This window comes from Microbacterium gorillae, from assembly GCF_000826185.2.
GTDB classification, from domain to species: domain Bacteria; phylum Actinomycetota; class Actinomycetes; order Actinomycetales; family Microbacteriaceae; genus Microbacterium; species Microbacterium gorillae.
Genome location: NZ_LN648875.1, coordinates 1,500,501 through 1,524,072, shown reverse-complemented (window position 1 = coordinate 1,524,072; position 23,572 = coordinate 1,500,501). Strand labels below are relative to the sequence as shown.

The following is a 23,572-nucleotide window of genomic DNA, read 5'->3' as shown; positions in this document are numbered from 1 at the left end:
GTCGCTCCCACCACCGGCACTTCCCCGCGAAGATTCCTGCCGCGGGTGGGAGCGACGCGTGCATTGCTCCCACCCGCGGCAGATCCACGCGCCGGGAACTGCTGAGCGTGAGAGCGATCGGCATCAGGGTTTGGGCCAGGTGTCCGGAATCGCGCCGTCCGGGCCGAGAACGATCACCTGCCGGCCCGGGGCCAGGCCGATCAGCGCACCGCTGTCGTCCCTTACTGCGAACACGGCGACGGTGAGACCCTCCGCCGCGGCGTCTGCGAAGTACTCGCCCGAAAGATACGGCGCATCGGCGCATCCCGGGGGCGACGACACGATGGTCACGGAGTTCGCACCGGAGCGGACGATCCACTCGTCAACGCGGACGCGGTACTCACGCAGATCCGTGAAACCGGCGGCGTCCGTGGTTCCGACCTGCTCCTGGATGCGTCCGAGCACCACGATGTCCGCCGCTACGCCACCCAGTCCGGACAACCGAGCGCTGTCGTCACGGCGCCGGCACAGCCGGTGAGGGAGAGCGCGACGAGCGTCGGCACCACGAGCGCCCACCGACGAAGACCCATGCCGTGATCATCGCTCGCGCCGACGCACGCGGGAACTCCGGTGTCCGAATCGTTGTGCGGGACCACCCCGCGTCGCTCTGCCTTTCGACACTTCCGCGCGCCGCATTCTGTCGAGTTCGAGAGCGAACCGTGCTCGCTCTCGAACTCCGCAGGTTCAGGTGCGGGAAAGTGCGGAAGGTGGGAGCGATCAGGGCATGGGGGCGCCGATGCCGGCGGCCCAGGCCCGGACGGCCTGGCGCTCCTTCTCGTTGCACACGTAGCCGTAACCGCTGATGATGCCGCCACCCTCCAGCGTCCACCCGTTCGTGTAGGTGAGGGCGTAGCAGTCGGCGAACTTCTCCGAGCTGCCCTCGAACATTCCCTGCTGGACGAGCTGTGTGGCCTGACCGTACTGGCTCGGTGGCAGCGCATCGTTCTCGGCGCGGACGTACAGGTGCGCGAGCTCGTGGAGCACGGTCAGGCGGACACCCCAGTCACCGCCGCCGAGCGTCCCGGCCGGGAGAATGTGGACCACGATCGGGTCGTCGGACACACAACCGGCCGTGGTGTGTCCGGGCTTCGTCGCCTTTGCGCACTGCGTGGATGCGTCCCAGTCGATCCCGATGAACCCCTGGCCGGCCGCGTCAACCAGGGACTCGGCGAGGGTGCCCGAGGCGTTCGCCTTGCGCCCCTCGGCCTCCTGGATCCGTTGCTCGAGCTCCTGCCGGTACTCGGTGGCCTTCTGCGCCAGGTCAGCGGCGACGGGCTCGTAGGTGATTTCATCCGCGACGCTCTCCTCCAGCCACGCGAATCGCGCGGGCTTGGTCACGAGCGCGGCGACCGGGTTGCCGTCGAGCTGGGCGGCGAGCCGGTGGTATTCCGCGGCCTCGGTGGCGATGGTGTCGAGATGCGTCTGGATGTCCGGCGCGGTGGCGGGCGGATCCTGCCGTCCACTGCCCGATGTGACGGCTCCGACCCCACCGACCAGCACGGCGAGGACGAGGAAGACGCCGATCACCCCGAGACAGCCGCAGCCGCCGAGCACCCAGCCGAGCCCGCTGCGTCGCGGGGGCGGGACGGCGACCGGGGCACCGACGGGCCGTGGTGCCATCGGCTGCACCGCCGCAGCGGGCGTCGCCTGCGCGCGATGCACGTCCGCCATCCACTTCCGCAGTCCCGGATACGCACGCGGGTTGGCGTCGATGATCCCGTGCAGATCCCAGCGCCGGGCGGCGATGTCGGCCAGGCGTCGCGGATCGATCGACGGATCCCCCGCGGCCATCCGATCGAGATCGTGCACCGGCCCCGTCATGACTCGATGGTAGGTCAGGACCGATATCCGGCGGAGTAGCGTGAACGGGTGCCCCTCCCCAAGATCGACACCGTCACCGGACGCCGCGCGCTGAACGCCGTCCTGGACGGGTCCACCGCGCGGCCGGACCGCGCCACCGCCGTCCGGTACCTGCTGCAGCTGCTGGCCGAGAAGGCTCCGGGCAACTCGGTCGAGGTCCGGGTGCCGCCGTTCGGTGCGGTGCAGGTGATCGAGGGTCCGCGGCACACGCGCGGCACGCCGCCGAACGTGGTCGAGACGGACGCGGACACGTGGATCGCGCTCGCCACCGGCGCGCAGACGTGGAACGAGCTGCGCGACGCCGGACTCATCTCGGCGTCCGGCGTGCGCGCCGACATCTCGCCGCTGCTGCCGGTGCGCCCGTGACCGGCTTCACCGGAACCCTCGTCACCGACCTCGACGGCACCATCTGCTTCGACGGCGTGTCCATCGCGCCGGACATCGTGGACGCGCTGGTCGACGTGCGCCGACGCGGACGCCTCGTGATCGCGTCCGCCCGACCGCTGCGCGATCTCGTCCCGGCGCTGCCGGATGCGCTCGCCGACGTCGACCTGATCGGAGGAAACGGCGCTTTCACGCGCGCCGCGGAGGGTGAATCGTTCGCAACCACGTTTCCGGACGAGGTGCGTGCGAGCCTGGACCGCATCATCGCCGACTTCGGCGTCGGTGCCCTGCGCGACGGCGCCACGAACGGCGACTACTGCTGGAGCGGGAACCCGGATCATCCGATGCGTGCCGGCGTCGACCCGCTCCGGACAGCGCGGGATCGGCCGTTCGACGAGCTGGACGGCTACGCGAAAGTGCTGATCCTGTCCGCCGCGCCGGAAGTGGTCGCCGCCGTCCGCGTCCTCCCGGTGACGATGAGCGTGCACCCGGATGAGGACGCGATCGACGTCTCACCGTTCGGCATCACCAAGGCGTCGGCGCTGGCAGCGGTCCGCGTGGCTTCGGATGGCTACGCCGCGTTGGGCAATGACGCGAACGACGTCGCCCTGCTGCGCGGCGCACGGCCGTCCATCCGCGTCGGAGTGCATCCACAGCTCCGCTTCGCGACGCGCACCGTGATGCCGGACGGCGCGGCCGCCGCCATCCGCGAGCTCTGAAACGGCCGGATAGGCTGGGCGCGTGAAGATCCTCGTCCTCGGTTCCGGTGCCCGCGAGCACGCCATCATCCTCGCCCTCCGTGCCGAGGAGGCCGATCACGAGCTGTTCGCGGCACCCGGCAACGCCGGCATCGCCCAGGACGCGACCGTGGTCTCCCTAGATGCGAACGACCCCGCATCGGTGACCTCCTACGCGCTGGAGTACGGCATCGACCTCGTCGTCGTCGGACCGGAGGCGCCGCTGATCGCCGGCGTCGCCGATCGGCTTCGCGAGTCCGGTGTGCCCGTGTTCGGTCCGGGTAAGGCCGCCGCCGCACTGGAGGGCTCGAAGGCCTTCGCGAAGCGGATCATGGACGCGGCGGGCGTCCCCACCGGGCGTGCCGTGCGCGCCGGCAGTGTCACCGAGGTCACCGCTGCTCTGGACGAGTTCGGCGCACCGTACGTCGTGAAGGCCGATGGTCTGGCCGCCGGCAAGGGCGTCATCGTCACGAGCGACCGTGACGAGGCCGTCGCGCACGCCGAGGCGTATCTGCCGTCCGGCCCGGTGCTCATCGAGGAGTTCCTCGCCGGGCCCGAGGTGTCCCTGTTCTTCCTCGCCGACGGTGACACGGTTCGTCCGCTCAGCCCCGCACAGGACTTCAAGCGCGCCGGCGACGGCGACGAGGGTCCGAACACCGGCGGCATGGGCGCGTACTCGCCGCTGCCGTGGCTGGCCGAGCAGTTCGGCAGCGAGGCCGCGTTCGTGGACGAAGTCACCGAGCGTATCGCGCTGCCCGTGATCCGCGAGTTGGACCGCAACGGCACGCCCTTCATCGGGCTGCTCTACGCCGGACTGATCCTCACCGAGGACGGCATCAAGGTCATCGAGTTCAACGCGCGCTTCGGGGACCCGGAGACGCAGGTGGTCCTGCCGCGCCTGGTCACGCCGTTGTCCGAGCTGCTGCTCGCCGCCGCGGTCGGCACCCTTGAGGACGAGCCGTGTCCGGAGTTCTCGGACGCGAAGGCCGTCACCGTCGTCCTCGCGAGCGAGGGATATCCGACGAACCCGGTCACCGGACGCGAGATCCACGGTCTCGCGTCGGCGGCCGAGGTTCCCGGAGTTCACATCGCACACGCCGCCACGAGTGACCAGGGTGCCCTCGTCGCCACCGGCGGCCGTGTGCTGAACGTCGTCGCGACCGGTGACACGTTCACGGCCGCTCGCGACGCCGCGTACGCCGCGATCGAGCGCATCGAGCTCGCCGGCTCGCACTACCGTCACGACATCGCCGCCCGCGTCGCCACCGACTGAGCGCCCTCGCGAAACACCCAGGCACGGCCGAGACCTCGCGCAATGCGGGGTGTCTCGGACGTGCCTGGGTGTTTGGGCGTCAGGGAGTGGAAGGGGAGGTCGCGAGGTTCGTCGGACGCTGCATGAACATGACCGCGACGACGCCGACCAGCAGCGCGGCGGCGGGCAGCAGCATGGACTGGCCCATGGCGGCGGAGAACTGCGGCACGATCTGCTCCGGGAGCTGGCCGGACCCGAATCCTCCGGAGTGCGTGGACGCCCCGGGCAGCTCCGCCGTCAGGCGCGACTGCATCAGCGCGGCGATCGCGGCGGAACCGACGACCGATCCGACGGTCCGCGTGGTGTTGTAGATGCCGGACCCGGCACCCGCCAGCCGCGGCGGGAGGTTGCGGTTCGCCGTCGTCGCGAGCGGCCCCCACATGCCGGCCTGGCCGATGCCCATGATGCCGGAGATGATCAGGTAGACCCACATCGGGGTGTCCGCGTTCATGGTCCAGGCGAACAGGAAGATCGACACCGACACCAGCAGCAGTCCCGGGACCAGCAGGAACCGTGGATCCGTGCGGTCCAGCAGCCTGCCGGCGAACGGCGAGAGCACGCCGGAGAGCACCGCCATCGGGATCATGAGCAGGGCGGCGTGCGTGGGGTCAAGGCCGCGGGCGAGCTGGAGGAAGAACATCAGCGGCACCGTCATGCTCGTGATCGAGAAACCCACGGTCGCGATCCCGATGTTCGCGACCGAGAAGTTCCGGTCCCGGAACAGCGACAGCGGCACGAGCGGTTCCTTCGTCCGCCGCTGCAGCAGCACGAAGACCACGAGCAGCACGACTCCCGCGACGATCATCAGCCAGATCCAGCCGTCCCAGTCGAAGTGGTCGCCCTCCTGGAGGCCGAACACGATCAGGAACAGCGCCGCGGCCGAGACGATCACGCCGGGGATGTCGAACGAATGCTTGTGAGTGGGGAACTTCGGCACGAGCACGACGGCCGCGATGAACGCGATGATGCCGACCGGCACGTTGACGAAGAAGATCCACGCCCATCCCGGGCCGTCGACCAGCAGGCCACCGGCCAGCGGGCCGACGAGCGTCGCGACGCCGGCGGTCGCTCCCCACAGCCCCATCGCCGCTCCGCGGTTCTGCGGCGGGAAGAGCCGGGTGATCACGGACATGGTCTGCGGCGTCATCAGCGCCGCACCGAGGCCCTGCACGGCGCGGGCCGCGATGAGCATGCCGAGGGAGTCGGACAGTCCGCACCAGAGCGAGGCCCCGGTGAAGATCACGAGGCCGACGAGGTAGACGTTCTTCGGACCGAAGCGGTCACCGAGGCGCCCCGTCACGAGGAGCGGAACGGCGTACGTCAGCAGGTAGGCGCTGGTGACCCACACCACGTTGTCGAGATTGTTCGTGGTCGGATCCAGCGCCGCTTTGATCGCCGGGTTGGCGACGGACACGATGGTCGTGTCGACGAGGATCATGAAGAAGCCGATGACCAGCGCCCACAGCGCGGGCCAGGGGCTCTTCACCCGGAGGGATCCGGTGGTGACTGACGCGCTCATGCGTCGTCCTTTCTGGTGATGTCCGCGGGTCGGCCCCAGGGGAAGGACCCGTCCGCGAGGTCGGAGCGCAGGTTCGCGCTCCAGGTGATGTCCGCCGTCATGAGGGCGATGGCTCGATGCACCTCGACGAGGTACTGCCGCTCGACGCCGCGATCGAGTGCCGCGGCCAGGCCCTCGTGATATTCGTCGAGCCGTGCCTGCAGGGTGTGGTCACGCTGCGTCAGCAGGTCGATCACCTCGGTGGCGGACAGGTTGTGCGCCTCGGCGATGGCGACCGGGAACTCGGCGGGTCGATCGATCCGCGGCAGCCGGTTCCGGACCCAGGCCGACACGGCATCGTGGCCGGCGTCGGTCACGGTGTAGCTCGTGCGCTCGGGCCGGTTCCCGTCGCGGTCGATGCCGACCTCGGCGACGAATCCGTCCCGCTCGAGCGCACTCACCTGGTGGTAGAAGGTGCCGTTGCGGATCGTGACGAGGCGGTCCTCCCGACGCTCGCGCAGGAGCCGCATCATCTCGTACGGATGCATGTCCCCCTCACGCAGCAGCGCGAGGATCATGATCCCGAGGGGGCGGATCGCGAGGGGGTCCATGATGCTCCGTTCCGATTAGTCCAGATGGACTATACAACAGGATCAATCGATGCGCGAGTGGAATCTCGAGAACTTAGGGTGACCTAAGGTGGACGTATGACCGACCCCACGCCTCGCTTCCACCGCCCGCTCGTGCGCCATGAGCTCGCCAGCCGTGCCCTCATCGTCAGCGCCGTGGAGCGCGTGGCCCCGGAGATGATCCGCGTCACCGTGGCCGGCGACGAGCTCGCCGGGTTCACCAGCACGGGACCGGCCGACCACGTCAAGCTCTTCCTGCCCGATCCGGAGACCGGCGTCATCCACACGCGCCTGCCGGGCACCGAGCCGACCGGACCGGTCCTGGTCCGCGACTTCACGCCCCTCCCCCGCGAGGACGGTTCGCTGGACCTCGACTTCTACACGCACGAGAACCCGGGCCCGGCGGCGTCCTGGGCCCTGTCGGTGCAGCCCGGTGACGCGGCGCGCGTGGCGGGCCCCCGCGGCTCGCGCGGTGTGCCGTCCGGTGTCGGCCGACTCATCCTGATCGCGGACGAGACCGCGCTGCCGTCCGTCCGCCGCTGGCGCGAACTCGCCGCCGGTGTGCCCGCCACGATCATCGCGATGGTCGGCGACGACGGTGCGTGGGTGTCGGACTACCTCGGCGCCCCGGAGGATCTGCGGGTGCTCGGCCGGTCCGCCGACGAGGTCATCGCGGTGCTGACGGAGCTCGGCGTCGCGGAGGACACGTTCGTCTGGGCGGCCGGTGAGGCGACCGAGCTGATCCCGGTGCGCCGCTACCTGCGCCGCGAGCTCGGTCTGCCCAAGGAGCAGGTGTCCGTGGACGGCTACTGGCGCCGTGGTGCCGCCGACTTCGACCACCACGCCCCCCTGGACCCGTCCGAACCCGACGCCGACTGACCGCCGCCCGCTGCTGCCCGACGCACGGCGGCGGGGCTGAGGCGCGCCACGCCGCGCCGAAGGACCGCCCCGACGGCGCTTCGGTTCCGGGACCCGCCCGTGTGCATGAGAGGCCGGACGCACCCCTACCCCGCACGGCGGTCGGGGCGTACTGTTCGGCCATGGTTCACGAGCGCGCACATCACCTCTTCGACGGGTTGGCCCCCGAGTTCGAGGCGTTGCCGGACGTCGCGCTCGGGCGCATGTTCGGCACGGTGGGCCTCGGCGTCCGGGGCAAGATCTTCGCCTTCATCGGCAACACCGGTGACCTCGTCGTGAAGGTCGGCGCGGACCGCGTGGCCAGCGCCTCCGCGGACGGTGTCGGTGAGGCGAAGGTGATGCGGGGCCGTCCGATGTCCGAGTGGCTGTCGGTCCAGATCGAGCACCACGACCTGTGGCGCGACCTCATGCGTGAGGCGTGTGATCACGTCGACACCATCACGCCCCGCTGACCCCGAGTCAGAGCACGCGTTCCAGGACGAACCTCTCCAGCACGACGAGTTCGTCATCCGTGACGCGGAAGTCCGGGTCCCCGAGTTCGGCGCGGAACTCGGCCGAGTGCCAGAACGACTCGTGTCCGGCCCGCCACTCGGCGACGGACGTGTAGCCCTCCCCCTCCGTGATCGCGTGCGCGAGCGGGACGTCACCGCAGCGCACCACGACAGCGTCGGAGTAGCGGAGGATTGCGACCGGGCGGCCGTCCGAGTCGATCAGGACCCCGCGATGCGGCTCCGGCAGCGGCTCACCCTCGTGCTCGTACTCGCGCACCAGCGAACTCGTGGACGTCTTGGCGCCGGAGAGGATCGCAGCGACGAGGGTGTCGCGCAGCGGTCCGGGGAAGGCGAACTCCTCCCGGGGCAGGTCTGCGACGGCGCTCACCTGGCAACTGTAGACGGCGCGCGTCAGTGCGTGGCGCGCGGCCCGCGAGTGAGCAGGCCGATCCACAGCGCGACCACCGCGATCCCGGTCGTCACCAACCATGCCGTCATCGACGTCGGAATTCCGACGGCCGAGGTCGTGAGGGTTTCGCAGCTGCCGCTCGTGGCGCCGTCGGTGCAGTTGCCCACCTGCATGAGCGGGAACATGAGCACCGCGACGAGAACGATCACCACCAGCGTCCAGCCGATCGCGATGATTCGCCGCCGCGCGGGTGAGGAGGTCTGAGAGGAGTCGGCCATGTCCCCATTATCGCGTCCGCGCGCGAGCCGGGATAATGGGGGGCGTGAGCAACCCCGCAGAGGTCCCCGGTTGGAACCACGTCTACTCCGGAAAGGTCCGGGACCTCTACGAGCCCGCGGACGGCCCGGCCGATCGCATGCTGGTGGTCGCGTCCGACCGGGTCAGCGCGTTCGACGTCGTTCTCTCCCCCGGGATCCCCGAGAAGGGCGCACTGCTGACCGCCCTGAGCGACTGGTGGTTCGACCAGCTCTCCGGCGCCGACGGCGGCGAGCCCGTCGCCAACCACCTCACCGGTGCGACGGTCCCGGACGTCGTCGCCGGACGCGCCACGATCGCCCGCAAGCTCACCATGATCCCGATCGAGTGCGTCGTGCGCGGATACCTGACCGGGTCGGGGTGGAAGGAGTACCGGGCCACCGGTGCGGTCTGCGGCGTCGAGCTCCCGGACGGACTGCACGACGGCGACCGCCTGCCCGAACCCATCTTCACCCCGGCGTACAAGGCCCCGATGGGCGAGCACGACGAGAACATCACGTTCGAGCGGGCCACCGAGCTCGTGGGCGAGGAGCTCGCGTCGGACCTCCGCGACATCTCGCTGGCGATCTACCGTCGCGCGGCGGCCACCGCCGAGGCGCACGGCCTCATCCTCGCCGATACGAAGTTCGAGTTCGGCCGTGACGAGGACGGCGTGCTGACCCTCGGCGACGAAGTCCTCACCAGCGATTCCTCGCGGTACTGGGACAAGGTCGCGTGGGAGTCAGAAACCGACCCGGCCGACCGCATGGCCAGCTTCGACAAGCAGATCGTGCGCAACTGGCTGGCGGCGAACTGGGACCAGACCGGCACGCCCCCGGAGCTTCCGGCGGAGATCGTCACGCGGACCGCGGACCGCTACCGCGAGCTGCTCACCCGCCTGCGCGGCTGACGCCCCGGAACGCCGGCGGTCTGCGTCAGCCGCAGTTGGCGCAGACACCCGTGGCGGGAAGCGCCAGGAAGCACGTCGGGCAGAACTTCTCCTCACGCTCCACGACGGGTTTGCGGACCGCGCGAGGCGCGGCGGGCGTGCGCGTCCGGGCCGCCGGCTGCTCGCGGATCGGCAGCAACGGGGCGATCGGTCGCACCGTGCGCACGGGGAGCTCGATGCCGCGGACGCGGCCGTCCTCCTCGGTGTAGGAGATGTAGCCGCGTCCGATCAGGTGTGCGGGCTTGCCCGAGCGCGGCTTCGCACCGACGTAGGCCTTGCTGGCCGGCACGAAGAACTCGCGGTAGTTCCGGACGCTGAGGAAGTCGCGGATGATGGGCAGGTTCTCGATCGGGAAGTCAATGCGTCCGAGCGCCTCCTCGAAGGTGTCGAAACGCTGCGCGTCGGCCTGATCACCGGCACCGACCACGACGAAGCCGAGCGCGGCGAGCGCGCCGGCTGCACCGTTCATGCCGCCGGCGACCTGGCGCTGGGACAGCGGTTCCTCGTCCGGATGCTCGTTGGCGTAGGCGGCGGCGAATACGGCGCGAACGTCATAACGTCCGGTGCCGAAGCGCACGAAGGCCTCGTTCACGGGCTTGAAACCATGCTTGAGGAGGAAGAGCTCGCGGCCGAGCTTGTCGAAGTCGGCGAATGCGGCCTCCACGGCCGCATGGTCTGTGAGGGATGCGTAGGAAACCACCTCTTCACGTTACGCCTCGTTTCTGTGCTCGCTCACCCGCGCAGGAAACGGAATCACACGTGCGCGAATGCATTCAGGCAACGCACAGGATCGGTATCGTGTCCTCCGGCGGTCCTCGCCGCCCCCACACCCCTCTGAGGAGTTCCGCCATGCCCCTGTGGAAGATCCACGGCAACGGACGCACGGTCGCCCCCGGCGATGTCGTCAAGCCGGACGAGCGCCTGAACTGGCCCGCCACCATCGCGATGGGCGCCCAGCACGTCATCGCCATGTTCGGCGCGACGTTCCTGGTGCCGTTCCTGACCGGATTCCCGATCCCCACGACGCTGCTGTTCAGCGGTGTCGGGACGATCCTGTTCCTGATCATCACGCGCAACCGCCTGCCCAGCTACCTCGGCTCGTCGTTCGCCTTCATCGCCCCCGTCACCGCCGCGATGGCGATCGGCGGCTTCGGCTCCGCTCTGGCGGGCATCGTCGCCGTCGGTGTGCTGCTGGCGATCGTCGGACTCATCGTGAACATCGTCGGTCTGGGCTGGATCAACAGGCTCATGCCGCCCGTCGTCGCCGGCACGATCGTCGCCCTCATCGGCTTCAACCTCGCCCCGCTGGTGTGGAACAACGGTGGCAACGGCGGACGCTTCCAGGACTTCCCGGTCACCGCAACGGTCACCCTCGCCGCGGTCGTGCTGTTCAGTGTCGTGTTCCGCGGATTCCTCGGCCGCATCTCGATCTTCCTGGCCGTCGTGCTGGGCTACCTCGTCGCCCTCATCCGCGGTGAGATCGACTTCAGCGCCGTGGGCGAGGCGGCGTGGATCGGCCTGCCCGACTTCCACTTCCCGGATTTCGTCTCGGCATCGAGCTGGGCGGGCATCCTGATGTTCCTGCCGGTGGTCCTCGTGCTGATCGCGGAGAACGTCGGGCACGTCCGCGGCGTCGCCGCGATGACGAACGATGACTCGGTGAATGACACCACCGGTCGCGCCCTGCTCGCCGACGGCATCTCGACGACCGTCGCCGGCTTCTTCGGCGGTTCCGGAACCACGACGTACGGCGAGAACATCGGCGTCATGGCCGCGACCCGCGTGTATTCCACCGCGGTCTACTGGGTGGCCGCGATCTTCGCGATCCTGCTCAGCCTGTCGCCGAAGATCGGCGCGGTGATCAACTCGATCCCGGGCGGCGTTCTCGCCGGCGTCACGACGGCGCTGTACGGCCTGATCGGCGTGATCGGTATCAAGATCTGGGTGGACAACCGCATCGACCTGTCCCGTCCGGTCAACCAGCTCACCGCCGCGGTCGGTCTGGTCATCGCGATCGCGGGCTTCTCCATCACCGGTCCCGGTGGCTTCGAGCTCGGAGCGATCGTGATCGCGACCATCGCCGTGCTGGTGATCTACCACGTGGGCAATCTCATCGCCCGCCTGCGCCACACCGGTGCCGATGACGGCGGTCCGCTGCCGGTCGTCGGTCCTCTCGGCGGCGACCCGGAGGACTGAGTCCCACGTCGGCCCTGGTGCTCCGGCACCGGGGCCGACGGTTATGCTCGGCTCCGTGGTGGACCTGATGACCCTGCGCGCGATCTACGACGATCAGCTGCGCACCGACGCCGAAGTGCGATCCGCTGTGCACGTGGACCGGATCGGAGCGCTGCTGCTGGCGGAGATGACCGGCACACGCGGTTTCATCACGTATCGCGACCTCGGTCCGGAACCGACGGCGCAGTCCGTGCGTGAGCTGGTCGCGCACGCGTCCGCGTGGATCGCCGCGCACCCCGACCTGACCGAGGTCGAGTAGAAGACGCGCGCGCACGATGACGCTCCCGGCCTCGAGGACGCACTGCGCGCGGCCGGCTTCGCGCCGGCGGAGCCCGAGTCCGTGATGATCGGCGAGGCCGCCGGCCTGATGGGCGTGCGCGCCCCGGACGGCGTTCTGATCCGCCGGTTGACCGACGAGGCCGACATGCTGGCGGCCGCGCGGATGGCGGACGAGGTCTTCGGCGGACCGGGAATCGCGGAGACCCTGGCCCACGACCTGGCGCGCCGCATCGCCGCCGGCGATCCGCTCGAGATGTGGGCGGCAGAGGCGGACGGACACATCGTCAGCGCCGGTCGGATCGACCCGATCCCCGGCACGGACGTCGCCGGGATCCGGGGCGGCGCGACCCGGCCGGAGTACCGCGGTCGTGGGATCTACCGCGCCCTCACGTCCGCTCGCGTCGAATCCGTGATGCGCCACGGCGTGCGGTACATCCACTCCGACTCGACGGAGGACTCCCGGCCGATCCTGGAGCGCTCCGGCCTGGTGAAGGTGTCCGAGACCACCCCCTGGACCTGGACCCGCTGACCCCGGGCGCGATCACCGGACCGCGTCAGTGGCGGACGGGTCGGATCCGGATGGTGCAGGCGACGATCAGGCCGATCAGTGTGACCACACCGGCGACCGCGAAAGCCACCCGCGAACCCGCCACCACGCCCGCCGAGGCCGGCACCACACCCGCCGCGCCGATGCTCAGTCCGGCCACCAGCAGGGCGGTGCCGGCAGCACCGGCGAGTTGCTGCACGGTGCTGACGATCGCCGATCCGTGCCCGTAGAGCTGCGGCGGGAGCGCCCCGAGAGATCCGGTCATCAGCGAGGTCATGACCCCGCCCAGCCCGAGCATGAACACGAGCTGGAAGACCACGACCAGCGCGAGCGGGGTGGCCACGTCGGTGGACGCCAGCAGCCACGCGCCGGCCGTCATCAGCACCGCGCCCGGGATCAGCAACGGCGCGGCACCGTACTTGTCGAACACCGCGCCGAACAGGGGCGAGACGATGGCCTGCAGCACTCCGGACGGAAGCAGCAGGAGTCCGGCGACCAGCACATCGAGCTCGCGACCGTCCTGCAGGTAGATCGGCAGCACGACGACCATGCCGAGCATCGTGCCGAACGAGAACGCGATGACCCAGACCGAACGGCGGAAGACCGGCACGGTGAACGGCTGCAGGTTCAGCAGCGGCTCACGGCCGGACGCCGCGAGCTTCCGCTGGCGCCACGCGAACGCGACCAGCGCGATCGCGCCGACAACGGCGGCGAGGATCGTGACGAGGTCCCCCGCGACGATCGCCTGGATGCCGGCGAGGGCGTACACCAGGCCTCCGAAGCCGAGCGCACTGAGGACGACGGAGAGCATGTCCAGCGCACCGGCGCCGGATCCGCCCGGAACGCGGACGACGATCGCGCCGAAGATCAGGATGGCAAGACCCAGCGGCAGCATCAGGAGGGAGATCCACTGCCAGCTGAGCGCGTGCATCACGACGCCCGCCAGGGTCGGGCCGAGCGCCGGTCCGACGGCGATGACGACCTGATTCATGCCGAGCATCACGCCACGACGCTCCGTGGCGACGAGCATCAGCGTGGTGCTCATCAGCAGCGGGAGAATGATCGCGGTTCCGATCGCCTGCACCACCCGAGCGACGAGCATCATCGCGAATCCGGTGGCGACGGCTGCCAGGGCGGTCCCCATCAGGAACGTCACGACCGCCACGATGAACAGGGTCCGCCGGCTCAATCGCTGCAGGAGGAACCCGGTGGTCGGGATGACGACCGCCATCGTCAGCAGGAACCCGGTCGTGAACCACTGCGCGGTGGCGGCGGTGATCGAGAAGTCCACCATGAGCTGCGGCAGGGCAATGCTCAGCACCGTCTCATTGAGGATCGCAAGGAACGCCGCGAGCATGAGGGCGGTCAGGACGAGACCGGTGCGGGGACGCGGTGCGGACAGGGTGGTCGAGGCGGGGGAAGTGGACAGATCAGTCGACAAGCGAAGACACCATTCGAAAACGAGAGCGGGTTCCGTCGAAGGGAACGCATCATTATGGCACGCCATGCCATTTTGGCGCAAAACGCCATGTTGGCATGGGTAGGATGAAGCCATGACCGAGCACCCTGAGGGTCTGCGCGAGCGCCGGCGCCGCGAGACGACCGCCGCCATCCAGCGCGCGGCCCTGGACCTGTTCGAGGAGCGCGGCTTCGAGGCCACCACGATCCCGGAGATCGCGGCCCGCGCAGGTGTGGGAACGCGGACCTTCTTCCGCTACCTCGACTCCAAGGAGGCCGCCGCCCTCCCGGCCCAGCGACGCCTGCAGGAGGCGGTGGACGCCTACACCCCGGCGGCGACCGACCTGGCCGGCGTCTGCGCCGAGATCCTGGGCCTGATGGAGCGCGCCGCTGTCGGAGAGGACGACGTCCAGGACGACCATCGTCGCATCGCCAAGCTGATCCACGACGCGCCGCACCTGCACGCCATTGCCGCGACCCGCGAGGCCGTGCTGGCCCAGACCCTGCACGACGCGGTGGCGGCGGCGCTGCCGGATGAGTCGCCCGTCCGCGTGCGCGCGCTCATCGAGATGCTGAACGCCGTCTGGCGCACCTCCTGGTGGAACTGGGGCACGGAGCTGGAACGCGATGACGACGCCTCACCGCTGACGAGCTTCGCCGCGTCACGCGACGCGTTCCTCGCGATCGTCCCTTTCCTCGCCGCCGACGATTGACCCGGGCCACGGGCTCCGGGGTCAGTAACCGGTGACGGCCCCCAGCCCGCGGAGAAGGGAGACCCCGTAGAGCGCGAGCACCGGGACCAGGGGGATCAGCACGCCGACACCCATCATGCGGGTGCGGGGCAGGACGAGCAGTCCGACCACGAGCACCACGAACGCGACGAACGCGACGATCACCGGCAGATTGCTGCCCAACGCCAACGACAGATAGAGGCCGCCGAGACCGAGGAACAGCAGAGCCCCGACGCCGACCGCGATGCCGATACCGATCGCCGCACCCACGGGCAGCCGTCCGCCGGGACGCGCCGTGCCAGGGGAGGTCGCCTGGGGTGCGTACCCCGGCTGCATCGGGTAGCCCGGCTGCGGATAGCCCTGGTACTGCGGATAGCCCGGCTGCTGCGGATAGCCCGGTTGCTGAACGGAACCCTGGTACTGCGGGTAACCCGGCTGCTGCGGGTAGCCGGACTGCGGATAGCCCGCCGGTTGTTGCGGGTGACCCTGCGAAAAAGGATGCTGCTGCGGCGGATATCCCGGTTGCTGCCCATAAGCGGGTTGCTGCGGGAAGCCGGGCTGCTGCACATAACCCGGCTGCTGCGCGGCGTCCGGCGACGGCGAGTGCGCGGACGGCAGCGGTCCGTTGCCGTCCCCCTGTCCTGGTGCGTCCATGCCCCGATGGTAGCGGCGTGGCCCCCGCCGCGTCCGGAACTTCCTGCCGGACGCTTCGCGAGACGGCGAAGGAGCGGAAGTTCTGCGAACGGCAGAAGAACGTGTGGATTTCTCGCGGCCGGGCGCCGGTTCCACCGATTCCGCCGGCGCGGCCTCGTTACAGTGAGGGACCCGACGACCGGAGACGACATGACCCGCACGCACATCCGTGAGTTCCACGGTGATGACCTCGACCAGCTCGTCCGGCTCTGGGGGCACGTCACCCGGGACGCCGACACTCCGATCTACTCGCTCGCCGAGGTGATCGCGTCCTGCCAGGCCGATCACGCCGTCGTCGCCGTCCGCGGGACCGAGATCGTGGGCGCCGCCGTCGGTCGCGCGGCGCACGCACAGGGGTGGATCGTGTTCTTCGGGGTGGACGTGCCGGACGAGGACGGTGCGCTGCACGCCGCACTGCTGGACGCCCTGGAGCGACGGATGGCGTCCCTCGGGCTGTCCAAGTTGTCCGTCCTGCTCCCCGAGGACGGCGTGATCGACCGCTTCACCGACAACTCGTTCGCCGTGCATCACGCGGTCCGGTACCTGGAGCGGGACATGCCCGTGCAGCGCCGCGAGCTCGAGGCGTTGAAGGAGGTCGGCGGACGCATCCTGCCGCGCAACCTCTGGCGCAAGGTCGCCGGAATGACGCGCGAGAAGACGCTGCTCGAGGAGCGGCTGGTCACTCCCCTGTCCCGCCCGGACCTCGCCGAGCGCTTCGGCGTGGTGCCACCGCGCGCGGTGATGCTGTTCGGTCCGCCCGGCACCGGCAAGACGACGTTCGCGCGTGCGGTGGCGTCCCGGTTGGATTGGCCGTTCGTCGAGCTGTTCCCCTCCCGCCTGGCGGACGGTGGTGGGCTCGCGGGCGCACTGCGGTCCAGCTTCGAGGCGATCGGCGAGCTGGAGCACGCCGTGGTGTTCATCGACGAGGTGGAGGAGATCGCGGCGCAGCGCGGCGGCACCCCGCCCTCGCCGACCCAGGGTGTGACGAACGAGCTGCTCAAGCAGGTGGCCGAGTTCCGCGAGAGCGAGGGCAAGCTGCTGATCTGCGCGACCAACTTCGTGCGGGCCCTGGACGCGGCCTTCCTGCGCCACGGCCGCTTCGACTACGTCCTGCCGATCGGACTGCCCAACGCCGACGCTCGCCGGGCGATCTGGGGTCGCTACATCCCCTCCGACGACGCCGCCGGCATCGACCTGGACCTCCTGGTCGGCGAGAGCGACGGCCTCACTCCCGCGGACATCGAGTACGCCGCCCGGCGCGCCTCCCAGGAAGCGCTGGCGCGTTCGCTGCGCGACGAGACGGACGCCGGCACCGGGCTGTCCACCGCCGACTACGTCCGCGCACTGGATAACACTCGCGCCACCGTCTCCCCGGACGCCATCGCGGAGTTCACCGACGACATCGCCACCCTCGCCCGTCTGTAGCCCCGCACCGCCGAGCTGCGCGAGTCAGGCGAGAGCGGCGTCCACGGCGGCGGTGACGTGCAGGGCCGTGGTCGGGAAGATCGGCACGGGGCTGTCCTCGGGCCGGACGAGCAGCTCGATCTCGGTGCAGCCGAGGATCACACCGCGAGCGCCGGATGCGACCAGGCGTGCGATGACGCCGCGGTAGTGCGTGCGAGACGCCTCCGTGACGACACCGTGCACGAGTTCGTCGTAGATGATCCGGTGCACGGTCGCGCGATCGGCGGCGTCCGGGACGAGAACCGTCAGCCCGTGCGACTCCAGCCGTTCGCGGTAGAACGGCTCCTCCATCGTGAACGCCGTGCCGAGCAGCCCCACGGCATCCACTCCCGCGTCGCGGACCGCATCCGCGGTCACGTCGGCGAGGTGCAGGAACGGGATCGTGATCGCCGCCTCGATCTGGGGCGCGACCAGGTGCATGGTGTTCGTGCAGAGGACGATCAGGTCCGCGCCCGCGCCCTCGAGCGCCGCCGCGTGCCGCGCCAGCACCACTCCGGCCGTGTCCCAATCACCGGCGGCCTGCAGCGCTTCGATCTCGGCGAAATCCAGCGAGTCCAGCAGGATCCGGGCGGAGTGAAATCCGCCGAGCCGGTCGCGCACGAGTTCGTTCGCACGCCGGTACCACTCCAGCGACGACTCCCAGCTCATCCCGCCGAGCAACCCGATGGTCTTCATGTCGGCCAGCCTAGAAGTCTCCGACGGCCGATCCGCGTCCGGGCTCGAGCAGCTCGCTGACCCCGAGGCGCTCGAATCCGGGCAGCAGCGCATCCTCCGCGGCGGTCACGCCGTCGGAACCAGACGCAGGGTGACCTCGGCGGCATCCGGACCCACCACAGCGCCGACGATCGCGGGCCCGTAGCGGTCGTACTTCGCGTGGTACGCCGCGTCGAGCTCGGCGTGGCGCGCGTCGCCCGCCGGCAGGTGCTCGACGGTCACGTCCGCGCCGGCGCCGCGCGCCGCCACCACGGCCTCGCCGGATGCCAGCACATGGCGGTACCAGCCACCCTCGGGACCGCGCGCGGACCGGACGTAGAGGCCGTCACCGAGACGCACCGCCCAGATGATGACGGGTGCTCGCAACGTGCCGTCCGTCCGCCGTGGCGTGATGTCGATCTCGTCGCCGCCATCCAGCGCCGCCAGCGTGTCCTGTTCCCAGAAAGCCATGTCATCCCCTCGCTCGCGACCGACGATAGCGGCCGGTCGCCGCCGGCGGAACCGCCCTCAGTCCAGAAGCAGCGCGGGCTCCTCCAGGATCGAGGCCACATCCGCGATGAAGCGGCTCATGCCGTCGCCGTCCACGACGCGGTGATCGAACGAGCCCGCCACGGTGGTGACGTAGCGCGGACGGACCTCGCCGTCGACGACCCACGGGCGCTGACTGATCGTGCCGAACGCGATGATCCCGGCCTCACCCGGGTTGAGGATCGGCGTCCCGGCATCCATTCCGAACACCCCGATGTTGGTGATCGTGATGGTGCCGCGCTGCTGGTCCGCGGGCGTCGTCTTCCCCTCGCGAGCGGTCAGGGTGAGGTTCTCCAGCGCCCGAGCGAGTTCGCGCATGGACAGGTCCTGCGCGTCCTTGATGTTCGGCACGATCAGTCCCCGCGGGGTCGCCGCGGCGATGCCGAGGTTGACGTAGTTGCGCACCACGATCGACGCGCCGTCGGGGCCCTCGACCCACGCGGCGTTCACCATCGGTGTGCGCCGAGCGGCCCAGATCACCGCACGAGCCACGATCAGCAGCGGCGAAACGCGGACATCGGCGAAGTCGGGGGACGCCTTCATCCGCTTGACGAGCTCCATCGTGCGCGTGGCGTCGACGTCCTTCCAGACCGTGACGTGCGGGGCGGTGTAGGCCGACTGCACCATCGCGGCGCTGGTGACCTTCCGCACGCCGCGCACCGGAATGGCCTCCTCGCGGTCACCCACCTCGATCGGGTCGGGCGAGGCGGGCGGCGTGACCGGGATGGTCTCCTCCCGCACCGCGGACCACTCCGGCGTCTCGATGTTGCGGAAGACGCTGGCCTGCTCGGCGTGCTTGATGACGTCCTCCCGCAGAACCTCGCCCGCCTCGCCGGACGGATTCACGTCAGCGAGATTCACGCCGAGGTCGCGAGCGAGCTTGCGAATCGGGGGCTTCGCCACCACGCCGACGGCCTTCACCACGGGCGCTGCGACCTTGCGGCGACGCGAGCGCACCTCGCCGCCGGTGCCGTAACCGACGAGGACCGAGCCCCCGGGTTCCTCAACCGGAGGCGCCGCGGCAGGTGCCGGGGCGGGGACGGAGCCGTCGTCCACTGTGATGATCGGGGCGCCGACCACGACGGTCCGCCCCTCTTCGACGAGGAGTTCACCGACGGTTCCGGCGAACGGCGAGGGCAGCTCCACGAGCGACTTCGCCGTCTCGATCTCGCACAGCACGTCGTTCACGGCGACCGTGTCACCGGGTGCGACGCGCCACTGCACGATCTCGGCCTCGGTGAGGCCTTCACCGACATCGGGGAGATTGAACGTCTGCATGGCGCCTCGTTTCAGTAGGCCAGGGACCGGTCGACGGCGTCGAGGACGCGATCGGCATCGGGAAGATAGACGCCCTCGAGCTTCGCGGGTGGGAACGGGGTGTCGAACCCGGACACCCGCAGCACGGGGGCCTCGAGGGAGTAGAAGGCACGTTCCATGACGGTCGCGGCGACCTCACTGCCCACGCTGACATGGCCCGGTGCCTCCTGGCCGTAGACCATGCGTCCGGTCTTGCGAACGGATTCCAGCACCGGCTCGTAGTCGATCGGCGACAGCGAACGCAGGTCGATGACCTCACAGCTGATGCCCTCGGACTCCGCCTGCGCGGCCGCCTGCAGCAGCACCGTCACCATGGCACCGTGGCCGACGAGGGTGACATCGGTTCCGGAGCGCGCGACCCGGGACCGGTACGGCGTCGGGAGCGCGGGAGCCTCCGTGTCGACCTCACCCTTGGGCCAGTACCGACTCTTGGGTTCCAGGAAGATCACCGGGTCATTGCCGGCGATCGCCTGCTGGATCATCCAGTACGCGTCGTTCGGCGTGGACGGCGAGATCACGCGCAGACCCGGCGTGTGCGCGAAGTACGTCTCCGGGCTCTCCTGGTGGTGTTCCACCGCGCCGATGTGTCCGCCGTACGGGATGCGGATGACGACGGGGAAGGAGCGCGCACCGCCCAGGCGATTGGTCAGTTTGGCCAGCTGGCTGGTGATCTGGTCGAACGCCGGGAAGACGAAGCCGTCGAACTGGATCTCCACGACCGGACGGAAACCCGCCATCGCCAGACCTATCGCGGTGCCGACGATGCCCGACTCGGCCAGCGGGGTATCCAGCACCCGGCTCTCACCGAACTCGTCCTGCAGCCCCTCGGTGATGCGGAAGACACCGCCGAGCGGTCCGATGTCCTCGCCCATCAGGAGGACGTGGTCGTCCTCCGCCATCGCGCGACGCAGCCCGGCGTTCAGGGCCTTGCCGAAGGTCATCAGCTCGGTCATGCTCGGCCCTCCTCGAAGCTCGCCTCGTAGTCCGCGAGCCACTGGCGCTGCTCCGCCATCAGCGGATGGTCGTCGGTGTAGACGTGGGTGAACATGGACGGCGCGTCCGGAGCCTCCAGCTGCGTGGTGCGGGTGCGGAGGTCGTCGGCGACGCTCCGGCCCTCCTCCTCGACGTCCTCGAAGAACGCCTCCGAGGCCCCGCGAGCCTGAAGGAACGCCCGCATCCGGGTGATCGGATCGCGCTCGGCCCACGCCTCTTCCTCTTCCGAGGTGCGGTACTTCGTGGGGTCATCGCTCGTGGTGTGCGCACCGCGGCGGTAGGTGACCGCCTCGATCGCGCGCGGACCGTCGCCGGCGCGCGCCTCGTCCAGCGCCTGACGCGTGACGGCGAAGCTGGCCAGCACGTCGTTGCCGTCCACCTGGTAGGAGGGCATGCCATAGCCGGCGGCACGCTGGTACAGCGGGCTCCGGGACTGACGCCGCACCGGCACCGAGATGGCCCACTGGTTGTTCTGCAGGAAGAAGACCTCCGGCGTCCGGTAACTGGCGGCGAACACCATCGCCTCGTGCACGTCGCCCTGGCTGGAAGCGCCATCGCCGTAGTAGACGATGACGGCCTCATCACGTTCGAGGTCGCCGGTTCCGGCACGGCCGCCGAGGGTCAGACCCATCGCGAAACCGGTGGCGTGCAGGGTCTGGCTGCCGAGCACGAGCGTGTAGATGTTCGTGTTGCCGTTCTTCGGATCCGTCGGATCCCACCCGCCGTGGGAGAGACCCCGCATCAGGCGGATGATGTCCACCGGGTCCACGCCGCGGATCTTCGTGACGATGTGCTCACGGTAGGACGGGAACAGGTGGTCCTGCGCCCGGGCCGCGTGCGCGGACCCGACCTGCGCGGCCTCCTGCCCGAACGAGGGCGGCCACAGGGCGAGCTGACCCTGCCGCTGCAGGTTGGTGGCCTGCACGTCGAGGGCGCGGCTCACCACCATGTCGCGATAGAACTCCTCCAGGTCGAAGTCGCTCAGCGCTTCGATCAGCGACAGGAAGGCCTCGCCCGCGGGGGTGGGCGCCAGCGTGCCGTCCGTGTTCAGGATCCGCACCAGGTCGGCGGTGTCCTCCGGTACTGCTCCCGTCCGATCCGACGGGTCCAGGATGTCAGTCACCCCGTCAGCCTACGGTCGCCCGCATGCACCATCCCGCATCACTCGCACGCCCGCGAAAGTGCTTGCACGTCCACGTATCCCCCGGAGTGCCCCCCGGGGAATCAGGCGGAGGTGAGCAGCGGCAGGGCTCGGGCGGCCAGAGCGGTCACCACGTCGAGGGACTCGTCCTCGCCCACGGAGATGCGAATGCCGTCGCCGGCGAACGGGCGGACCACCACGCCGCCGTCCTCGAAGACCTGCGCGACCGCGAGGGTCGCCTCCCCGGCGGGCAGCCAGACGAAATTGGCCTCGGTGTCCGGGATCGTCCACCCAGTCTCGCGGAGGGCGGCGACCAGGCGACCACGACGCTCGACGAGGTGGCCGACGCGCTCGAGCAGCTCGTCCTCGGCGTCGAGGCTCGCCAGCGCGGCGGACTCGGCCTGCGCGGTGACCGACAGGGGGATGGCGGTGGAGCGCGCGGCGTCGAGGATCCGCGGGTGTCCGACCGCATAGCCGACGCGGAGTCCGGCGAGGCCGTAGGCCTTGGAGAACGTGCGCAGCATGACGACGTTCGGATGCGCGGCGAGGAAGCCCGGCGCGCGACCGTCCACGGCGTCCGGGACCGTGACGAACTCGGCGTACGCCTCATCCAGGATCACCAGGACATCGGACGGCACGGCGGCCAGGAACTCCTCGACCTCGGCGCGCGTGAGGACGCCTCCGGTCGGGTTGTTCGGGGTGCAGAGGATGATCGCGCGCGTCCGGTCGGTGACGGCCGCGGCCATCGCGGGCAGGTCGTGGCGGAAATCAGCGGTCAACGGCACCTGCACGCTGCGGGCACCGGCGACCAGCGCGAGTCCCGGATAGGCCTCGAAGGAGCGCCACGCGTAGACGACCTCGTCGCCGGGCGCGGTCACGGCGAGCAGCAGCTGCGCGATGATCGCGACGGAACCGGACGCGATGTGCACGCCGTCCGGCGTGGTGTCGAACCGCTCCGCGATGCGCTCGCGCAGTCGGGCGGCCGTGGCGTCCGGGTAGCGGTTGATCGTGATCTCCCGCTGCAGCGCCTCAACCACCGACGGCAGCGGGTCGAACGGGTTCTCATTGCTCGACAGCTTGAACGCGTCGGCACCCGCCTGCTTGCCCTGCTTGTATGGCGGCAGCGAGGCGATCTCCGGACGGATGCGGACGGGAGCGGGAGCGGTGTCGGTCACAGGCTCAACTGTACGGCCGGGTCGTGCCGGATGGCACCGTCCACCGGCCCGTCCGGCCCTACCCTCGGGTCATGGACGTCTACGTCACGAATGCACGACGCGACCCGCAGCAGGCCTGGCCCCATCGCCTCGCCGGACCGGGCTCCGTCGCAGCCATCGATCTGACCGCACCGGCGACCGATGCGGCCACCGTGATCGCGGATCACCTCACCGCGGACACCACGATCTTCGCGCATTCCTACACGGCGGTCCCGGCGCTGCTCGCCGCGGGCCGGCGTCCGGTCGCAGCGCTGGTCCTCGTGGAACCGGCGTTCTACGACCTCGCTCGGGACGACGCGTCCGTCGCCCAGCACATCGACACCGTCACCGCAGCCCGCCGGCATCTCGCCGGCGGTGACATCCGCGGGTACTGGGAGGTGCTGCGTCCGCTGATGTTCGGCGGCCCGCTGGAAGCCGCCAGGTGGGCGGAGGAGGAGCCCGCCGCCCGGGCGTTCGCCGCCCGTACGCTCCCGTGGGGTCACGATCTGCCCACTGCCGTGATCGGCCGTGTGCCGACGCTCGTCATCACCGGTGGCTGGAACCCGGAGTACGAGGCGATCGCGGAACGTCTCGTCGGTCTCGGAGCGCACCACCGGACCCTGCCGGGACACGATCACCGCGCGCAGGACCACCCGGACTTCGCCGACATGGTCACGGCGTTCCGCGGCACCTGACACGCAGGCTCCGACGCACCACCCGGACCGCGCATTCGGGTGCCCACGTCATCCGCTCGGCTGA

The 23,572-nt window shown here is 70.0% G+C and carries 27 protein-coding genes; 12 read left to right on the top strand and 15 right to left on the bottom strand.

The features are described 5' to 3' along the window. Nucleotides 1–123 precede the first annotated feature (123 nt). Entirely contained in the window at nt 124–480 is a 357-nt protein-coding gene (locus BN1193_RS16825; RefSeq protein WP_141396719.1) for a hypothetical protein, read from the bottom strand. A gap of 276 nt (nt 481–756) precedes the next feature. Next, a complete protein-coding gene (locus BN1193_RS16820) occupies nt 757–1,860 on the bottom strand; it encodes a variant leucine-rich repeat-containing protein (protein ID WP_040168109.1) in 1,104 nt (367 codons plus the stop codon). Nucleotides 1,861–1,908: 48 nt separating this feature from the next. Between BN1193_RS16820 and BN1193_RS16815 the strand changes: the two genes are divergently transcribed. Genes BN1193_RS16815 through purD form a run of 3 tightly spaced genes read left to right on the top strand, consistent with a single transcriptional unit; the run spans nt 1,909 to nt 4,293 of the window. Further along, the gene (locus BN1193_RS16815; RefSeq protein ID WP_052460904.1) at nt 1,909–2,265 is read left to right on the top strand and encodes a sterol carrier family protein; all 357 of its coding nucleotides are present in this window, start codon (nt 1,909–1,911) and stop codon (nt 2,263–2,265) included. After that, nucleotides 2,262–3,002 (top strand): HAD hydrolase family protein, encoded by a 741-nt coding sequence (locus tag BN1193_RS16810; RefSeq protein ID WP_040168107.1) that lies wholly within the window; start codon nt 2,262–2,264, stop codon nt 3,000–3,002. Before BN1193_RS16815 ends, BN1193_RS16810 begins: the two co-directional genes overlap by 4 nt. Before the next feature lie 22 nt (nt 3,003–3,024). Next, the gene (purD, locus tag BN1193_RS16805; protein ID WP_040168105.1) at nt 3,025–4,293 is read left to right on the top strand and encodes a phosphoribosylamine--glycine ligase; all 1,269 of its coding nucleotides are present in this window, start codon (nt 3,025–3,027) and stop codon (nt 4,291–4,293) included. Between the two features lie 79 nt (nt 4,294–4,372). Here purD and BN1193_RS16800 read toward each other — a convergent pair whose 3' ends face one another. Beyond that, complete coding sequence (locus tag BN1193_RS16800; RefSeq protein WP_040168103.1) at nt 4,373–5,851, bottom strand: MFS transporter; 1,479 nt, start codon at nt 5,849–5,851, stop codon at nt 4,373–4,375. Continuing rightward, nucleotides 5,848–6,441, bottom strand: a complete 594-nt coding sequence (locus BN1193_RS16795) for a PadR family transcriptional regulator (RefSeq protein ID WP_040168101.1) — start codon at nt 6,439–6,441, stop codon at nt 5,848–5,850. The genes BN1193_RS16800 and BN1193_RS16795 overlap by 4 nt, the downstream gene beginning before the upstream one ends. A gap of 96 nt (nt 6,442–6,537) precedes the next feature. Here BN1193_RS16795 and BN1193_RS16790 point away from each other — a divergent pair, with 96 nt between their 5' ends. Both BN1193_RS16790 and BN1193_RS16785 read left to right on the top strand, forming a co-directional pair. Beyond that, complete coding sequence (locus tag BN1193_RS16790) at nt 6,538–7,338, top strand: siderophore-interacting protein (RefSeq protein ID WP_040168099.1); 801 nt, start codon at nt 6,538–6,540, stop codon at nt 7,336–7,338. A gap of 161 nt (nt 7,339–7,499) precedes the next feature. Then, complete coding sequence (locus BN1193_RS16785; protein ID WP_040168097.1) at nt 7,500–7,829, top strand: TfoX/Sxy family protein; 330 nt, start codon at nt 7,500–7,502, stop codon at nt 7,827–7,829. Nucleotides 7,830–7,836: 7 nt separating this feature from the next. On the opposite strand, the gene BN1193_RS16780 is transcribed toward BN1193_RS16785, so the two are convergent. Both BN1193_RS16780 and BN1193_RS16775 read right to left on the bottom strand, forming a co-directional pair. Further along, complete coding sequence (locus BN1193_RS16780) at nt 7,837–8,256, bottom strand: ASCH domain-containing protein (protein WP_040168094.1); 420 nt, start codon at nt 8,254–8,256, stop codon at nt 7,837–7,839. A 23-nt stretch (nt 8,257–8,279) separates the two neighbouring features. After that, nucleotides 8,280–8,555 (bottom strand): hypothetical protein, encoded by a 276-nt coding sequence (locus tag BN1193_RS16775; RefSeq protein ID WP_040168093.1) that lies wholly within the window; start codon nt 8,553–8,555, stop codon nt 8,280–8,282. A 35-nt stretch (nt 8,556–8,590) separates the two neighbouring features. On the opposite strand from BN1193_RS16775, the gene BN1193_RS16770 reads away from it, so the two are divergent. After that, nucleotides 8,591–9,481: a phosphoribosylaminoimidazolesuccinocarboxamide synthase gene (locus BN1193_RS16770; protein WP_040168092.1), complete on the top strand. Its 891-nt coding sequence runs from the start codon at nt 8,591–8,593 to the stop codon at nt 9,479–9,481. 25 nt (nt 9,482–9,506) lie between these two features. Here BN1193_RS16770 and BN1193_RS16765 read toward each other — a convergent pair whose 3' ends face one another. Then, nucleotides 9,507–10,184 carry a hypothetical protein gene (locus BN1193_RS16765; RefSeq protein ID WP_141396718.1) on the bottom strand — a complete coding sequence of 226 codons (678 nt, stop codon included), beginning with the start codon at nt 10,182–10,184 and terminating at the stop codon, nt 9,507–9,509. A gap of 185 nt (nt 10,185–10,369) precedes the next feature. Here BN1193_RS16765 and BN1193_RS16760 point away from each other — a divergent pair, with 185 nt between their 5' ends. The 3 genes from BN1193_RS16760 to BN1193_RS18505 all read left to right on the top strand — a co-directional run bounded on the left by BN1193_RS16760 (nt 10,370) and on the right by BN1193_RS18505 (nt 12,563). Beyond that, nucleotides 10,370–11,716, top strand: coding sequence for a uracil-xanthine permease family protein (locus BN1193_RS16760; protein WP_040168090.1), 1,347 nt, complete (start codon nt 10,370–10,372; stop codon nt 11,714–11,716). 55 nt (nt 11,717–11,771) lie between these two features. Next, entirely contained in the window at nt 11,772–12,014 is a 243-nt protein-coding gene (locus tag BN1193_RS18510; protein WP_326845059.1) for a hypothetical protein, read from the top strand. Nucleotides 12,015–12,098: 84 nt separating this feature from the next. Then, entirely contained in the window at nt 12,099–12,563 is a 465-nt protein-coding gene (locus BN1193_RS18505; RefSeq protein ID WP_326845061.1) for a GNAT family N-acetyltransferase, read from the top strand. 25 nt (nt 12,564–12,588) lie between these two features. On the opposite strand, the gene BN1193_RS16750 is transcribed toward BN1193_RS18505, so the two are convergent. Beyond that, nucleotides 12,589–14,022, bottom strand: coding sequence for a DHA2 family efflux MFS transporter permease subunit (locus BN1193_RS16750; RefSeq protein ID WP_040168089.1), 1,434 nt, complete (start codon nt 14,020–14,022; stop codon nt 12,589–12,591). Nucleotides 14,023–14,134: 112 nt separating this feature from the next. Here BN1193_RS16750 and BN1193_RS18500 point away from each other — a divergent pair, with 112 nt between their 5' ends. Then, nucleotides 14,135–14,752, top strand: coding sequence for a TetR family transcriptional regulator (locus BN1193_RS18500; RefSeq protein ID WP_052460903.1), 618 nt, complete (start codon nt 14,135–14,137; stop codon nt 14,750–14,752). Nucleotides 14,753–14,773: 21 nt separating this feature from the next. Here BN1193_RS18500 and BN1193_RS18365 read toward each other — a convergent pair whose 3' ends face one another. Continuing rightward, a complete protein-coding gene (locus BN1193_RS18365) occupies nt 14,774–15,424 on the bottom strand; it encodes a hypothetical protein (RefSeq protein WP_230206537.1) in 651 nt (216 codons plus the stop codon). Nucleotides 15,425–15,613: 189 nt separating this feature from the next. Between BN1193_RS18365 and BN1193_RS16735 the strand changes: the two genes are divergently transcribed. Then, entirely contained in the window at nt 15,614–16,888 is a 1,275-nt protein-coding gene (locus tag BN1193_RS16735; protein ID WP_040168086.1) for an ATP-binding protein, read from the top strand. Between the two features lie 24 nt (nt 16,889–16,912). Here BN1193_RS16735 and BN1193_RS16730 read toward each other — a convergent pair whose 3' ends face one another. From BN1193_RS16730 to BN1193_RS16705, 6 genes are all read right to left on the bottom strand, one after another. Further along, entirely contained in the window at nt 16,913–17,602 is a 690-nt protein-coding gene (locus tag BN1193_RS16730; protein WP_040168084.1) for an aspartate/glutamate racemase family protein, read from the bottom strand. Between the two features lie 105 nt (nt 17,603–17,707). Next, entirely contained in the window at nt 17,708–18,091 is a 384-nt protein-coding gene (locus tag BN1193_RS16725) for a DUF2255 family protein (protein ID WP_040168083.1), read from the bottom strand. Between the two features lie 57 nt (nt 18,092–18,148). Then, complete coding sequence (locus tag BN1193_RS16720; protein WP_040168082.1) at nt 18,149–19,447, bottom strand: dihydrolipoamide acetyltransferase family protein; 1,299 nt, start codon at nt 19,445–19,447, stop codon at nt 18,149–18,151. A gap of 11 nt (nt 19,448–19,458) precedes the next feature. Then, complete coding sequence (locus tag BN1193_RS16715) at nt 19,459–20,439, bottom strand: alpha-ketoacid dehydrogenase subunit beta (protein ID WP_040168081.1); 981 nt, start codon at nt 20,437–20,439, stop codon at nt 19,459–19,461. Next, the gene (locus BN1193_RS16710; protein ID WP_407662120.1) at nt 20,436–21,602 is read right to left on the bottom strand and encodes a thiamine pyrophosphate-dependent dehydrogenase E1 component subunit alpha; all 1,167 of its coding nucleotides are present in this window, start codon (nt 21,600–21,602) and stop codon (nt 20,436–20,438) included. The genes BN1193_RS16715 and BN1193_RS16710 overlap by 4 nt, the downstream gene beginning before the upstream one ends. A 101-nt stretch (nt 21,603–21,703) precedes the next feature. Beyond that, a complete protein-coding gene (locus BN1193_RS16705; RefSeq protein WP_040168080.1) occupies nt 21,704–22,795 on the bottom strand; it encodes a histidinol-phosphate transaminase in 1,092 nt (363 codons plus the stop codon). Nucleotides 22,796–22,866: 71 nt separating this feature from the next. On the opposite strand from BN1193_RS16705, the gene BN1193_RS16700 reads away from it, so the two are divergent. Beyond that, a complete protein-coding gene (locus BN1193_RS16700) occupies nt 22,867–23,508 on the top strand; it encodes an alpha/beta fold hydrolase (protein WP_040168079.1) in 642 nt (213 codons plus the stop codon). Nucleotides 23,509–23,572: the final 64 nt, after the last annotated feature.